The 13134-nt window shown below is 40.4% G+C and carries 13 protein-coding genes; 7 read left to right on the forward strand and 6 right to left on the reverse strand.

The genetic code is table 11. From position 1 onward, the window contains the following. From odhB to sucD, 3 genes are all read left to right on the forward strand, one after another. Nucleotides 1-1524, forward strand: a complete 1524-nt coding sequence (gene odhB, locus B2R65_RS11475; RefSeq protein WP_024033546.1) for a 2-oxoglutarate dehydrogenase complex dihydrolipoyllysine-residue succinyltransferase — start codon at nt 1-3, stop codon at nt 1522-1524. Nucleotides 1525-1701: 177 nt separating this feature from the next. Beyond that, nucleotides 1702-2868 (forward strand): ADP-forming succinate--CoA ligase subunit beta, encoded by a 1167-nt coding sequence (sucC, locus tag B2R65_RS11480; RefSeq protein WP_004586679.1) that lies wholly within the window; start codon nt 1702-1704, stop codon nt 2866-2868. Next, nucleotides 2868-3740 (forward strand): succinate--CoA ligase subunit alpha, encoded by an 873-nt coding sequence (sucD, locus tag B2R65_RS11485; RefSeq protein WP_004586678.1) that lies wholly within the window; start codon nt 2868-2870, stop codon nt 3738-3740. The genes sucC and sucD overlap by 1 nt, the downstream gene beginning before the upstream one ends. 62 nt (nt 3741-3802) lie before the next feature. Here sucD and B2R65_RS11490 read toward each other — a convergent pair whose 3' ends face one another. After that, entirely contained in the window at nt 3803-4873 is a 1071-nt protein-coding gene (locus B2R65_RS11490) for a DUF3083 family protein (RefSeq protein ID WP_286742757.1), read from the reverse strand. Nucleotides 4874-5081: 208 nt separating this feature from the next. Between B2R65_RS11490 and glnS the strand changes: the two genes are divergently transcribed. Then, the gene (gene glnS / locus B2R65_RS11495) at nt 5082-6746 is read left to right on the forward strand and encodes a glutamine--tRNA ligase (RefSeq protein ID WP_054982561.1); all 1665 of its coding nucleotides are present in this window, start codon (nt 5082-5084) and stop codon (nt 6744-6746) included. Between the two features lie 126 nt (nt 6747-6872). Here the strand turns inward: glnS and fur are convergent, their stop codons facing one another. The 5 genes from fur to B2R65_RS11520 form a co-directional block, all read right to left on the reverse strand. Beyond that, the gene (gene fur, locus B2R65_RS11500) at nt 6873-7316 is read right to left on the reverse strand and encodes a ferric iron uptake transcriptional regulator (RefSeq protein ID WP_004586675.1); all 444 of its coding nucleotides are present in this window, start codon (nt 7314-7316) and stop codon (nt 6873-6875) included. Between the two features lie 192 nt (nt 7317-7508). After that, nucleotides 7509-8036 (reverse strand): flavodoxin FldA, encoded by a 528-nt coding sequence (fldA, locus tag B2R65_RS11505; protein ID WP_004586674.1) that lies wholly within the window; start codon nt 8034-8036, stop codon nt 7509-7511. 14 nt (nt 8037-8050) lie between these two features. Continuing rightward, on the reverse strand, nt 8051-8329 hold the full coding sequence (ybfE, locus tag B2R65_RS11510; RefSeq protein ID WP_004586673.1) for a LexA regulated protein: 279 nt from the start codon (nt 8327-8329) through the stop codon (nt 8051-8053). A 2-nt stretch (nt 8330-8331) separates the two neighbouring features. Then, complete coding sequence (locus B2R65_RS11515) at nt 8332-8553, reverse strand: DUF2788 domain-containing protein (RefSeq protein ID WP_004586672.1); 222 nt, start codon at nt 8551-8553, stop codon at nt 8332-8334. A 95-nt stretch (nt 8554-8648) separates the two neighbouring features. Beyond that, entirely contained in the window at nt 8649-9416 is a 768-nt protein-coding gene (locus B2R65_RS11520; protein ID WP_286742775.1) for an alpha/beta fold hydrolase, read from the reverse strand. A 344-nt stretch (nt 9417-9760) separates the two neighbouring features. On the opposite strand from B2R65_RS11520, the gene seqA reads away from it, so the two are divergent. The 3 genes from seqA to astE all read left to right on the forward strand — a co-directional run bounded on the left by seqA (nt 9761) and on the right by astE (nt 13116). Further along, nucleotides 9761-10336, forward strand: coding sequence for a replication initiation negative regulator SeqA (seqA, locus tag B2R65_RS11525; protein WP_286742778.1), 576 nt, complete (start codon nt 9761-9763; stop codon nt 10334-10336). 10 nt (nt 10337-10346) lie between these two features. After that, nucleotides 10347-11984 carry a phosphoglucomutase (alpha-D-glucose-1,6-bisphosphate-dependent) gene (pgm, locus tag B2R65_RS11530; RefSeq protein ID WP_004586669.1) on the forward strand — a complete coding sequence of 546 codons (1638 nt, stop codon included), beginning with the start codon at nt 10347-10349 and terminating at the stop codon, nt 11982-11984. 79 nt (nt 11985-12063) lie between these two features. After that, nucleotides 12064-13116 carry a succinylglutamate desuccinylase gene (gene astE / locus B2R65_RS11535; RefSeq protein WP_286742782.1) on the forward strand — a complete coding sequence of 351 codons (1053 nt, stop codon included), beginning with the start codon at nt 12064-12066 and terminating at the stop codon, nt 13114-13116. The last annotated feature ends 18 nt before the right edge of the window (nt 13117-13134 follow it).

Below are 13134 nucleotides of genomic sequence, written 5' to 3' on the forward strand. Positions count from 1 at the left end.
ATGAGCACAGAAATTAAAGTTCCTGTTCTTCCTGAGTCGGTTGCAGATGCTACCGTTGCTACATGGCATGTAAGTGTAGGCGACAAAGTAAGCCGTGACCAAAACTTAGTAGACATTGAAACAGATAAAGTGGTTTTAGAAGTGGTTGCACAAAATGACGGTGTAATTACTGAAATATCACAAGAAGAAGGTGCAACGGTACTTGGCGACCAAGTTATCGGTTTACTTGGTGATGCTGATGCAGCACCAGCAAGTGACAGTGCTCCGGCTAAAGAAGAAGCCGCACCTGAAAAATCAGAAGACGCGCCTGCGGCGCAATCAGCTCCAGCATCAGAAGGTAAAGAAGTGGACATTAAAGTACCTGTACTTCCAGAATCAGTTGCAGACGCAACAATTGCTACATGGCATGTACAACCAGGTGAAGCGGTAACTCGCGACCAAAACTTGGTAGATATTGAAACTGATAAAGTTGTTCTTGAAGTAGTAGCTCAAGAAGACGGTATCATGGGCGAGCAACTAAACGCAGAAGGCGATACTGTACTTGGCGAACAAGTTATTGGTAACGTTAAAGCGGGCGGCGCTCCAGCAGCACCTGCAGCTAAAGCAGAAGAAGCGCCTGCTGCAAGTGAGTCTAACGATAGCTCAGATGTGTTAACGCCGTCTGTACGTCGTTTAATCGCTGAAAAAGGGCTTGATGCGTCTAAAATTAAAGGCACAGGTAAAAATGGCCGTGTAACTAAAGAAGACGTTGATACTTTCTTAAAAGCACCTGCTCCAGCTGCTAAAAAAGAAGCCGCTTCAGCACCTGCTGCACCGATGGGTGACCGTACACAAAAACGTGTACCAATGACGCGCTTACGTAAAACCATTGCTAATCGTTTATTAGAAGCGAAAAACTCAACAGCAATGTTAACTACATTTAACGAAGTAAACATGAAACCTATCATGGACCTTCGTAAGCAATACCAAGAAGTATTCGAGAAGCGTCACGGTATTCGTTTAGGCTTTATGTCTTTCTACGTGAAAGCCGTAACTGAAGCACTTAAGCGTTTCCCTGACGTAAATGCATCAATTGATGGTGACGATATTGTTTACCACAATTACTTTGATATCAGCATCGCTGTATCTACACCACGTGGTTTAGTTACACCAGTACTTAAAGATTGCGACAAACTATCTGTTGCTGAAATCGAGAAAGGTATTCGTGAATTAGCCCTTAAAGGCCGTGACGGTAAACTAACACTTGACGATATGACAGGTGGTAACTTTACCATTACTAACGGTGGTGTATTTGGTTCGTTACTTTCTACGCCTATTATTAACTTACCACAGTCATCAATCTTGGGTATGCACAAAATCCAAGAGCGTCCTATGGCTGTAAATGGTAAAGTTGAAATTCTTCCTATGATGTATTTGGCACTATCTTACGATCACCGCCAAATCGATGGTAAAGAATCTGTTGGTTTCTTAGTGACTATTAAAGAGTTACTTGAAGATCCAACTCGCTTATTACTGGATGTTTAATCGAGTAGTATGAAATATAAGCTGTGAATGACAATTCACAGCTTTTTTTTTGCGCCTTTGGTGTTACTGGGGTTTTCATGTTAAGCCTTGGGATCTATACTAGGTGCGCAATTTGGGATAGCTGTTTATTTGCATAAATATTCAGCTCTTTTAGTATAAAAAATTGGATAAAGCATCATGAATTTGCATGAGTATCAGGCAAAACAACTTTTTGCCGAATATGGTTTACCAGTTTCTCAAGGTTTCGCTTGCGATACACCTGAAGAAGCTGCAGCAGCTGCCGAAAAAATTGGCGGTGATATGTGGGTTGTTAAAACTCAGGTTCACGCAGGTGGCCGTGGTAAAGCTGGCGGTGTTAAGCTAGTTAAAACAATCGAAGAAGTAAAAGAATTCGCTGCAAACTGGTTAGGTAAAAACTTAGTTACTTACCAAACAGACGAAAATGGTCAGCCTGTTGCTAAAATTTTAGTAGAAAGCTGTACAGATATCGCTAACGAATTGTACTTAGGTGCAGTTGTTGACCGTGCTTCTCGCAAAGTTGTTTTCATGGCGTCTACTGAAGGCGGTGTTGAAATTGAAACTGTTGCTGAAGAAACTCCAGAGCTTATCCACAAAGCAGAGATCGATCCATTAGTGGGTCCTCAAGCTTACCAAGCACGTGAGTTAGGTTTTAAACTGGGTCTTAACCCTACACAAATGAAGCAGTTCGTTAAGATCTTTATGGGTCTTGGCAACATGTTCAACGATTTTGATTTCGCTCTTCTTGAAATCAACCCGTTAGTAATCACAGACGAAGGTAACCTTCACTGTCTTGACGGCAAAATCGGTATCGATGGTAATGCACTTTACCGTCAACCAAAAATCCGTGAAATGCACGATCCATCTCAAGAAGATGCACGTGAAGCTCACGCAGCAAGCTTCGAGCTTAACTACGTAGCACTAGATGGTAACGTAGGTTGTATGGTTAACGGTGCAGGCCTAGCGATGGGTACTATGGACATCGTAAACCTACACGGCGGCAAGCCAGCTAACTTCCTAGATGTTGGTGGCGGCGCGACTAAAGAGCGTGTTTCTGAAGCATTCAAAATCATCCTTTCTGACGATAACGTAAAAGCTGTTTTAGTTAACATCTTTGGTGGTATCGTACGTTGTGACATGATTGCTGAAGGTATCATTGGCGCAGTTAAAGAAGTAGGTGTAAACGTGCCTGTAGTTGTACGTTTAGAAGGTACTAACGCTGAATTAGGTCGTGACGTTCTTAAGAACTCTGGCCTAGATATCATCGCTGCTGAATCACTAACAGACGCTGCTGAGAAAGTTGTAGCTGCTGCGGAGGGCAAATAATGTCTGTATTAATCAATAAAGATACAAAAGTTATCTGTCAAGGTTTCACTGGTGGCCAAGGTACTTTCCACTCTGAGCAAGCGCTTGAGTACGGTACACAAATGGTTGGTGGTGTAAGCCCAGGTAAAGGCGGTCAAACGCACCTTGGTCTTCCAGTATTCAACACAGTACGCGATGCAGTTAAAGAAACAGGCGCAACAGCGTCAGTTATTTACGTACCAGCACCGTTCTGTAAAGATGCAATCTTAGAAGCTATCGATGCGGGCATCGAGCTAATTGTTTGTATCACTGAAGGTATCCCAACACTAGACATGGTTGACGTTAAAGTTAAGCTTGATAACTCTGGTGTTCGTATGATCGGTCCTAACTGTCCAGGTGTTATCACTCCTGGTGAGACTAAGATTGGTATCATGCCTGGTCACATCCACAAGCCTGGTAAAGTAGGTATTGTTTCTCGCTCTGGTACTTTAACGTACGAAGCGGTTAAACAAACTACAGACGCTGGTTTTGGTCAGTCTACGTGTGTTGGTATTGGTGGCGACCCAATCCCAGGTACTAACTTTATCGACGTGCTAGAAATGTTCGAAAAAGATCCACAAACTGAAGCAATCGTAATGATTGGTGAAATTGGTGGTACTGCAGAAGAAGAAGCTGCAGAGTACATTAAAGCTAACGTAACTAAGCCTGTTGTTTCTTACATTGCTGGTGTAACTGCACCAGAAGGTAAGCGCATGGGTCACGCTGGCGCAATCATCGCAGGCGGTAAAGGTACTGCTGATGAGAAATTTGCTGCACTAGAAGCTGCTGGCGTACAAACTGTACGTTCACTTGCTGATATCGGTAAAGCACTTAAAGAGAAAACAGGCTGGTAATCAGTTTGCTTAATCTTTAAAAAGGCTCGCATTTGCGAGCCTTTTTGTTATTGGCTTAAAAATTAGTATGGGTAACTAATGTGTTGAAAAAACCGTACTGATAAATCTTGTCGTTCTTTATTTATTGCCAGCTCTGAGCACATAGCGTGTATTGTTTTTTCTACTTGATTCATAAAGCGGCCGTAGCCCATTTCATGTTTATCTTTATGGGTGGCAATAATCACAAAATGTAGTGACTCAACTAACTTTTCAGCATTGAAAAAAAAATGTATTTGCGTGGCTGTGCCATTCACATCAAAACTTATTTTTTGTAATTCTGCATTCCCATCATTTTTATCTATTTGGCTATTACGCACTATGGGCCTTGCACCATTAGCAACCATAGCGCCGTGAGATAATTCGTATCGCTCGCAGCACCCTTTAAATGATTGGGCGAAGTAGTTATAAAACTCAGTGTAATTATTTTTATTTATTAAGCTTTGAAATTGCGTTTTAATGCCGCGTGAAACCGGTATAGAAAACGTTGCATAGGTCATTTCTGCATGCTCGGCGGGTATTTTACATTGGCGAGCTAAATAACGAGGGTATAGGCTTCTAAGTTTGTAGCCGTAACTTTGGTTACAGCCTTTGCTCTTGGCAAATAAGTCATAGGTTAAATGCTGATGATCGCGAAGCTTAAACTGGGGTTGTTCAATAAATAATTGTGTTTGTAAATTATCTAACACTTTTTGCACCCTGCTGTGAAATTGTGCCGAGCTTGCGCGTAAATCATCACCGGTAGCTAAAAATAACAAGCGAATTTTTTTACTTTTAAAAGTAGGGGTGTAGTGTAGTTTGTGCGCTTCGTGGTAACGCGGGTTGTAAAAAAACAACATTTGCTTTGCTGTTTCTAATTGATACGACTCATCATGAAATCTGACGACGGGTAATTTGTCGTTAGCGAGTAGATGTACATTATGTAGCTCGTATTCATCACAGCTTGCAAATAGTTGCTTGGCAATGCGGGTATAGCAACTATCGATATCGCTAAAACTAGTGTAAAAGTCATCAGTGGGTGTAATTTCAGCGAGTAAATAGTGATTAGCTCGCGCATTTGTTGGTATATAAACTCTGTGTTGTGTAGAACTGGCCATCTTTGAATCCTTTTAAGGAGCTTAAGTTTAGGTACTATAAATGCCTTTCATGACTCAAATATTGCGCTAAAACAAATTTAAGTAATAAACTAATGCACCATTGCCATAATAACTAGAATAAACCCGCATCTAGTGCTGTATGTTAGTGTTTGTTTTTGTAATAATGCATTAGTTTTGTTATCACGAATATTCAGAGGATCGCACTCCTATGGCGGAAATTGAGAATCGCCCAAGTAACTTTATAAGAACTCGAATTGATGAAGATTTAGCAAGTGGCAAACATGCAACTACGCATACACGTTTTCCACCTGAACCAAATGGCTTTTTACATATTGGCCATGCAAAATCAATTTGTTTGAATTTTGGCATTGCAAAAGATTACGATGGTTTATGTAACCTACGTTTTGATGATACAAACCCAGAAAAAGAAGATATTAACTACGTTAATTCAATCAAAGAAGACGTGCAGTGGTTAGGCTTCAACTGGAGTGGTGAGATAAAATATTCGTCAAACTATTTTGATACCCTATACGGCTATGCAGTAGAGCTTATTGAAAAAGGCTTAGCGTACGTTTGTTTTTTAACGGCCGATCAAGCACGCGAGTATCGCGGTACGTTAAAAGAGCCGGGTAAAAACAGCCCATACAGAGACACCTCTGTAGAAGAAAACCTCGCATTGTTTGAAAAAATGCGCGCGGGTGAATTCAAAGAAGGTGAGTGTGTTCTACGCGCTAAAATTGATATGGCAAGCTCATTTATGGTGCTTCGCGATCCAATTATTTATCGCGTTCGTTTTGCTCATCACCATCAAACAGGTGACAAGTGGTGCATTTACCCAATGTATGACTTCACACATTGTATTTCTGATGCGCTTGAGGGCATAACCCATTCATTGTGTACACTTGAGTTTCAAGATAACCGCCGTTTATACGACTGGGTACTTGATAACATCAGCCTTGAATGCCACCCACAGCAAATTGAGTTTTCGCGCTTAAATCTTGAATACACAATTATGTCTAAGCGTAAGCTAAACGACTTAGTTGTAAATAACTATGTAGAAGGGTGGGATGACCCACGTATGCCAACTATTGCTGGTTTACGTCGTCGTGGTTATACACCGGCTTCAATACGTGAGTTCTGTTTACGTATCGGTGTGACTAAGCAAGAAAATATGGTTGAAATGGGCATGCTTGAAGCGTGTATCCGTGAAGACTTAAATGAAAACGCACCACGTGCAATGGCAGTACTCGACCCAGTTAAAGTGGTAATAGAAAACTTTGATGCAGATAAAGTAGAAACATTGTCGGTAGCTAATCACCCTAATAAAGAAGAAATGGGGCGTCGTGAAGTACCGTTTACTCGTGAGCTTTTCATTGAGCGTGAAGACTTCCGCGAAGAAGCGAATAATAAATTTAAACGCTTAGTACTTGATAAAGAAGTACGCTTACGTGGTGCTTATGTAATTAAAGCCCAGCGTGTAGAAAAAGATGAAAATGGTGAAATTACCACTATTTACTGTACTTACGACAACGAAACACTAGGTAAAAACCCAAGTGACGGTCGTAAAGTAAAAGGGGTTATTCATTGGGTTTCTGCGCCTGAGTCGGTTAATGCAGAAGTTAGATTGTATGACCGTTTATTTAATGTACCAAACCCAGGTGCAGCTGAAGAGTTCGAATCGACACTTAATCCAGATTCGTTAGTTGTATTAGAAAATGCAAAACTAGAAGCATCGCTTGCTAAAGCTGAACCAGCACAAGGCTTCCAGTTTGAGCGTACTGGCTATTTCTCACGTGATACAAAGTCAGAAAATTTAGTATTCAACCAAACGGTTGGTCTTAGAGATTCATGGGCTAAAATCGAGAAGCAGTAACGCTTTAAAATACCAATTTGCATAATATATTATTATTGCAAATTGGTATTAAACACAGTTTAAATGCTTAATTTTAAAAACAAAAAAACCTGCAATAGCAGGTTTTTTTATTACTATAGCGCGTTATTAGCTATTTGAATCGCTAAATGCTTTACACGCTGCTTTGTCTTGACACTCACCGTATAGGTATAAAGAGTGATTTGTTAGTGTAATACCGTTTTCTTCGGCTATTTCTAACTGGCGACGTTCAATTAAGTCATCTTCAAATTCAACAACTTTGCCACATTTTAAACACACTAGGTGGTCGTGGTGAGTGCTGCCAGAAAGTTCAAATACTGACTTTCCGCCTTCAAAATGGTGACGGCTTACAATACCTGCGTCATCAAATTGGTTTAATACGCGGTAAACAGTCGCAAGACCAATTTCTTCACCTAAATCTAAAAGAATTTTGTATACATCTTCAGCGCTGATGTGTTGGTTATCTGGAGATTGTAGAATTTCTAAGATTTTAATACGCGGTAAAGTTACTTTTAAACCGGCTTTTTTAAGTTCCAAGTTATGATCAGTCATTAAATCTGTCTCAAATTTGTTTGGTTATACTAGACATCTCTTACAGATGCACACGACACATTAGCAATAACAAGGATAACGCGCCTAAGCACTGAGTGCAAAGAACAATTGATCAATTTTGCTATTAATTCTAAAGTCGCTAACTGTTTGATAATTATTTAAACAGTTAGCGATAAAAGGGGGGGGGGGAGGTTAGTCTGCTAGTTCGCTTAAGCACATTTCATCATATACTTGTGCGCACCATGCTTTAACACGTTGCTCTGTTAATTCAGGTTGGCGGTCTTCATCAATACCTAAGCCTACAAAGTGCGTGTCATCAGCCATACCTTTAGATGCTTCAAAGTCGTAGCCTTCACTAGACCAATGGCCAACCACAATAGCACCGCGCTCGGTAACGATATCGTTGATCATACCCATAGCGTCTAAAAAGTATTCTGCGTAGTCTTCTTGGTCTCCACAACCAAAAATAGCCACTAACTTACCTTCAAAGTCTACTTCTTCAAGCTCAGGGAAAAAGTCATCCCAATCACATTGTGCTTCACCGTAGTACCAAGTAGGAATACCGAATAAGATTAAATCGAACTCTGCAATCTCTTCTTTAGAGCTTTTTGCAATGTCGTGTACAGCCACAAGCTTTTTACCCAATTCTTTTTGGATCATTTTTGCTACGTGTTCTGTATTACCTGTGTCACTTCCGAAAAAAATGCCTACACTTGCCATGGACTTCAAACCTTTTATCTATCAATAGCCAATCTTTCTTGTAAAATTGTTTCAATCAGCGCACTACGGCTAATATTTTGTGCATCTGCCATATCACTCAGTGCCTGATATAACTGTGATGAAACTTTAAATTCTACACGCTTTAAACCGCGTGCTTTATCTCGTTTTATTTGATTACGTTTATTAACCTTTAACTGCATATCCCTTGGTAAAGGGTTCGTTTTAGGCCTGCCTGGGCGCTTTTCGTATTCAAATAAATCGGGAGTTGTTCTATCTGTTTCTGACTTCGCCATGCCTAACCTACACCTGCACCTTGCCAAAAAACTTGTATAAGTCCTTTCGCAATAAAGCCAGAACACCCTAAAAAGAGGACGCCCCACACAATGTAGCGACCAAACTTAGGTACGTTACCACTATTAAGTACGTCTTTAATTGCCAGGCCGATGAATACAAAAATACCGGCTAAGCCAAAGTACAACCCTAGGGTATCAAATTCGTTAATAAACTGACTGACCATCAACGTATAACCTTTAAATTAAACGGCGCGTACTATAGCATATAAATATGCATTAATTTAGTACGGATAACCAAAAACACATGATTAAAATTGCATTAAAGCCCTGTTAAAAAGTCATTTATTGCTTTATTAACTGCAGCGGGTTTTTGTGCATGAAGCCAATGTCCTGCACCGTGTATAATTTTTGCTCGTGTATTTTTAAAGCGCTTTGTTATTTCATCGCGGTATTCTGGCAGTATGTAATCAGAATCGTTTCCTTTGATAAATAAAGTATCGCACAAACAAGAATTGTTTTCATTAACATTGGCGGTGATTGTCGAATATTTTTCATCAAGTACATCTAAATTAAATCGCCATTTGTACTGTCCATCGTCGTTTTTAGCTAAGCTTTTTAGTAAAAACTGCCTAACACCTCGCTCATTAATGTACTCGCTCATAATAGCATCAGCTTGTTTTCTATCAGTAACCTGGCTAGTTGCCACTTTTTTTAGTGCATTAATAATTTGTGTGTGGCGGGCAGGGTAACTCACAGGGGCAATATCTAGTACCACCAGCTTATTTACTTTTTGGCTATGCATTAGCGCCACTTCCATAGCCACTTTACCGCCCATTGAATGGCCAATCAGGTGCGCATTGTTAATATTTAACGCGTTCATTAGCTCAACAATATCTGCGGCCATTGCAGGGTAGTTCATTTCATTACTGTGCGGTGAAGCGCCATGGTTACGCAAATCTACATTCGTTACCCTAAAGTGCTCGCTCAAAGGTTTTGCAATAACATTTAGGTTTTCTAAAGAGCCAAATAAACCATGAATGATCACTACATCCGGACCTTCACCGTATTGTTTATAGTTTAATAGCATGACCGCCTCCTAAAATTTTGGCTTAGTTTGCCGAGCATTGCCCTAAAAAGCAAAAGATATAACGGTTAACTGCTCTGCACGCGCCTTTTATGGGGTAACACCGTTTATTTTTACGCCAGCTGTGGGCTATTTGGTGTTACCAGCCTAATGGAGATAAAAATATGGGTAGTATTTTTAAAAGCTGTTAATTACTACATTGGGTTTATAGGCAAATAATCAACACACCTTTATTAGCGTGTTTATAGGATATGTTTGTGCGAGTGCTTGTTGTAACTCGCATTTATATTTGGTTTGGGTATAATCACGGGGAAAGAAAAAATGTGGCCCGTAATGACAGGAACAACATGAAACAAATCGACATAGACGACGAGTTATATCAGTATATTGCTAGCAATACACAAAGTATTGGCGAAAGCGCATCCACTATTTTACGTCGTTTATTAAATCTAAACGGTGATGACAACACTCCCGTTGCTAAGAACAATCAAAACAATCAAACAGCTACTCAAGCCCCAATTGACGACACGCCAGCTACTAACGACAGCCAAGAGCAAGAGGCTGTCACACCCGTGAAGCAAACAAACGCTAATGTATTTAATATTCTAAATAAAGAAGAACTAGCAATGCAAAAAGGGGTGGTAGGCAGGTTTTTATTTATTTTAAGTGCTTTTTATAGAACGCATAAAAAAGAGTTTAGTGCTGTGCTTGATATAAAAGGGCGCGACCGCGTTTACTTTGCAACCAGCAAAGAAGACTTAGTTAATAGCGGCAGTAGTATGAACCCTAAAAACATTACCGACAGTGAGTACTGGGTAATGACAAATTCGAACACGACACGTAAAAAAATGATGCTACACGAGGTTGCGCTGTGCTTAGGTTATTCAGCAGAGCAAGCAGAAGAAATTCGCGATTACTTGTAAGGAAATAAACATGGCTATTCATTCAGGTGCTGGGAAAACTGCGCCACATTCAACTTTAGTTAACGTACCAAAACTGGTATCGGCTTATTACTTAAATGAGCCAGACTTAGAGCAAAACCCAGAGCATTGTGTTGCTTTTGGTACGTCGGGTCACCGTGGTTGCTCTTACGATGTTAAGTTTAACGAATCTCATATTTTAGCCATTACACAAGCTATTTGTGACTACAGAAAGCAAAACGACATTTTTGGTCCGCTTTTTTTAGGTAAAGATACACATGCATTAAGTGAAGCTGCTTTTAACTCTGCCATAGAAGTATTAGTGGCTAATGAGGTGCAAGTAATCACCCAGCAAAATCACGACTACACGCCAACTCCTGTCATTAGCCATGCTATTGTTTGCCATAACAAATTAAATCCTAACGAATTAGCCGACGGTATTGTGGTAACGCCTTCACATAACCCGCCAGAAGACGGTGGCTTTAAATACAATCCACCTAACGGCGGCCCAGCAGATACCGACGTAACTAAATGGATTGAAGACAGAGCAAATCAATTACTATTAGAAGATTTAGTAGAAGTGGAGCTGTTTCCATTTGCTAAAGCATCGCGTTCAGGGTTTATTAAATACGAAGACCTAATGACGCCATACATTAACGACTTAGAAAATATAGTTAATTTAAAAGCCGTTAGCGATGCGGGTATTAAAGTAGGTATTGACCCGCTTGGTGGCTCTGGTATTAACTTTTGGCCATTAATAGCGCAAAAATATAATTTAGATTTAACCGTAGTAAACGACAGTGTTGATCCGCGTTTTGCATTTATGCCCCTTGATAAAGATGGCAAAATCCGTATGGACTGCTCATCACCTTACTCAATGGCTAATTTAATTAAATTAAAAGACGACTTTGATATTGCTATTGGCAACGACCCAGATTACGACCGCCACGGTATTGTTACCCCAGATGGATTAATGAATCCTAATCACTTTTTAGCTGTAGCGATTGATTATTTATTAAAACACCGCGACTGGGACAGCAGTGTAGAAATTGGCAAAACGCTGGTTTCTAGCTCAATGATTGACCGCGTAGTAGCTCGTAATGAGCGTAAAGTTAAAGAAGTGCCGGTTGGCTTTAAATGGTTTGTAGATGGCTTAAACAAAGGCAAGCTTGCCTTTGGTGGCGAAGAAAGTGCGGGTGCTGCGTTTTTACGATTTGATGGCAGCGTATGGTGTACCGACAAAGACGGCTTTATTATGGGGTTACTTGCAGCTGAAATACTCGCAGTAACAGGTAAAACACCATCAGCACTTTATAAAGAGCTAGAGCAAGAATTTGGCTCTCCACTATATAAGCGTTTAGATGCCCCTGCTAGCAGTGCGCAAAAGTCACGTTTAAAAGCACTTAGTGCAAGCGATGTTAAAGCCGATACATTAGCTGGCGAACCTATTTTACAAAAACTGACGCATGCACCTGGCAATGATGCGGCCATTGGCGGCTTAAAAGTAGTGACTGAAAACGGCTGGTTTGCAGCACGTCCTTCTGGTACTGAAGATATTTATAAAATTTATCTTGAGTCTTTCAAGGGTGAAGAGCATTTAGCACTACTAGAAAAAGAAGCGAAGCAATTAGTTGATTCTGTGATCAGCTAACACGGCTTACACTATTTAAAAACGGCTGATTTATTCAGCCGTTTTTGTTTGTATCTCTCACACTATAAAAGGGCTTATCATGTTAGCCAAACCAGATTATTTAAATGAACTAATAAATAGCGGCGATTTTTTAACACTCAGTCGCGACAATGAATGGCATTTAGAGGCAAGTGAATTTGCTTTAGAAAATGGCACGCGCGTAACCGTTCACGATACAGGCGTTATTGAATTTCAACCTCAGGGTACAACAACAAAAGATGTTGTGCTTTCAAGCGCTGTACACGGTAACGAAACAGCACCTATAGAAATTTGTGACGAGCTAATAAAAACCATAATAAAAGGTGAGCTTGCATTAAATCAGCGTGTGCTCTTTATATTTGGTAATCCAAAATCAATAAATATTGGCCTGCGTTTTGTAGAAGAAAACCTAAACCGTTTGTTTAACGGCCACCACACTGTTGAGGGTGTGCCAATGAACGATGAGCGCAAACGCGCTGCAAACCTAGAAGAGTATGTAACTGACTTTTTTGCACGGGGCGAGCAAGGCAGTGCACGTTATCATTATGATTTGCATACCGCTATACGTGGCTCAAAAAATGAAAAATTTGCTGTGTATCCTTATCTTCATGGTAAACCATGGAAAAAATCGCAGTTACAATTTTTACTTAGCTGCGGTGTAAATACCGTATTGATGATGAAATCACCGGCAACCACATTCAGTTACTATTCTTCGTTTGTTCATGGCGCTGATTCATTTACCGTTGAACTGGGTCAAGTTAAACCGTTTGGTGAAAACGACATGGCTCGCTTTGCAAAAACCAAGCAAACGCTAACTGCATTAATTAGCCAAAAAGAAGTGCAATACCCTCAATTTAATGCAAGTGACTTTGAGCTGTTTGCCGTGCATCGCACAATTAATAGAACGCAGCAGGACTTTAGCTTTCCGTTTTCTGATGATGCAGAAAATTTCACAGGGTTTGCTAAAGGTGAGTTGCTAGCAACAGACGGCGATACCCCTTATTATGCCGATGTGGAAGGGGAAGCTATTATTTTTCCAAATGCGCACGTTGCGCTTGGGCAAAGGGCATTGCTTACCGTTATTCCTATGCAAGTAGATAGTAATTTCGTCTAATAAAACTCATCAGACCAC

The sequence above is a fragment of the Pseudoalteromonas sp. UBA2102 genome (assembly GCF_002331165.1).
In the GTDB taxonomy this organism is placed as follows: Bacteria; Pseudomonadota; Gammaproteobacteria; order Enterobacterales; family Alteromonadaceae; genus Pseudoalteromonas; species Pseudoalteromonas atlantica.

Bases quoted from the DNA above. Each gene is read 5' to 3' on its own strand.
- sucD (WP_004586678.1), top strand. From the start codon at position 2,868: ATGTCTGTATTAATCAATAAAGATACAAAAGTTATCTGTCAAGGTTTC.
- fldA (WP_004586674.1), bottom strand. From the start codon at position 8,036: ATGGCAAGTGTAGGCATTTTTTTCGGAAGTGACACAGGTAATACAGAA.
- ybfE (WP_004586673.1), bottom strand. From the start codon at position 8,329: ATGGCGAAGTCAGAAACAGATAGAACAACTCCCGATTTATTTGAATAC.
- seqA (WP_286742778.1), top strand. From the start codon at position 9,761: ATGAAACAAATCGACATAGACGACGAGTTATATCAGTATATTGCTAGC.
- glnS (WP_054982561.1), top strand. From the start codon at position 5,082: ATGGCGGAAATTGAGAATCGCCCAAGTAACTTTATAAGAACTCGAATT.
- astE (WP_286742782.1), top strand. From the start codon at position 12,064: ATGTTAGCCAAACCAGATTATTTAAATGAACTAATAAATAGCGGCGAT.
- odhB (WP_024033546.1), top strand. From the start codon at position 1: ATGAGCACAGAAATTAAAGTTCCTGTTCTTCCTGAGTCGGTTGCAGAT.
- B2R65_RS11515 (WP_004586672.1), bottom strand. From the start codon at position 8,553: ATGGTCAGTCAGTTTATTAACGAATTTGATACCCTAGGGTTGTACTTT.
- fur (WP_004586675.1), bottom strand. From the start codon at position 7,316: ATGACTGATCATAACTTGGAACTTAAAAAAGCCGGTTTAAAAGTAACT.
- sucC (WP_004586679.1), top strand. From the start codon at position 1,702: ATGAATTTGCATGAGTATCAGGCAAAACAACTTTTTGCCGAATATGGT.
- B2R65_RS11520 (WP_286742775.1), bottom strand. From the start codon at position 9,416: ATGCTATTAAACTATAAACAATACGGTGAAGGTCCGGATGTAGTGATC.
- pgm (WP_004586669.1), top strand. From the start codon at position 10,347: ATGGCTATTCATTCAGGTGCTGGGAAAACTGCGCCACATTCAACTTTA.
- B2R65_RS11490 (WP_286742757.1), bottom strand. From the start codon at position 4,873: ATGGCCAGTTCTACACAACACAGAGTTTATATACCAACAAATGCGCGA.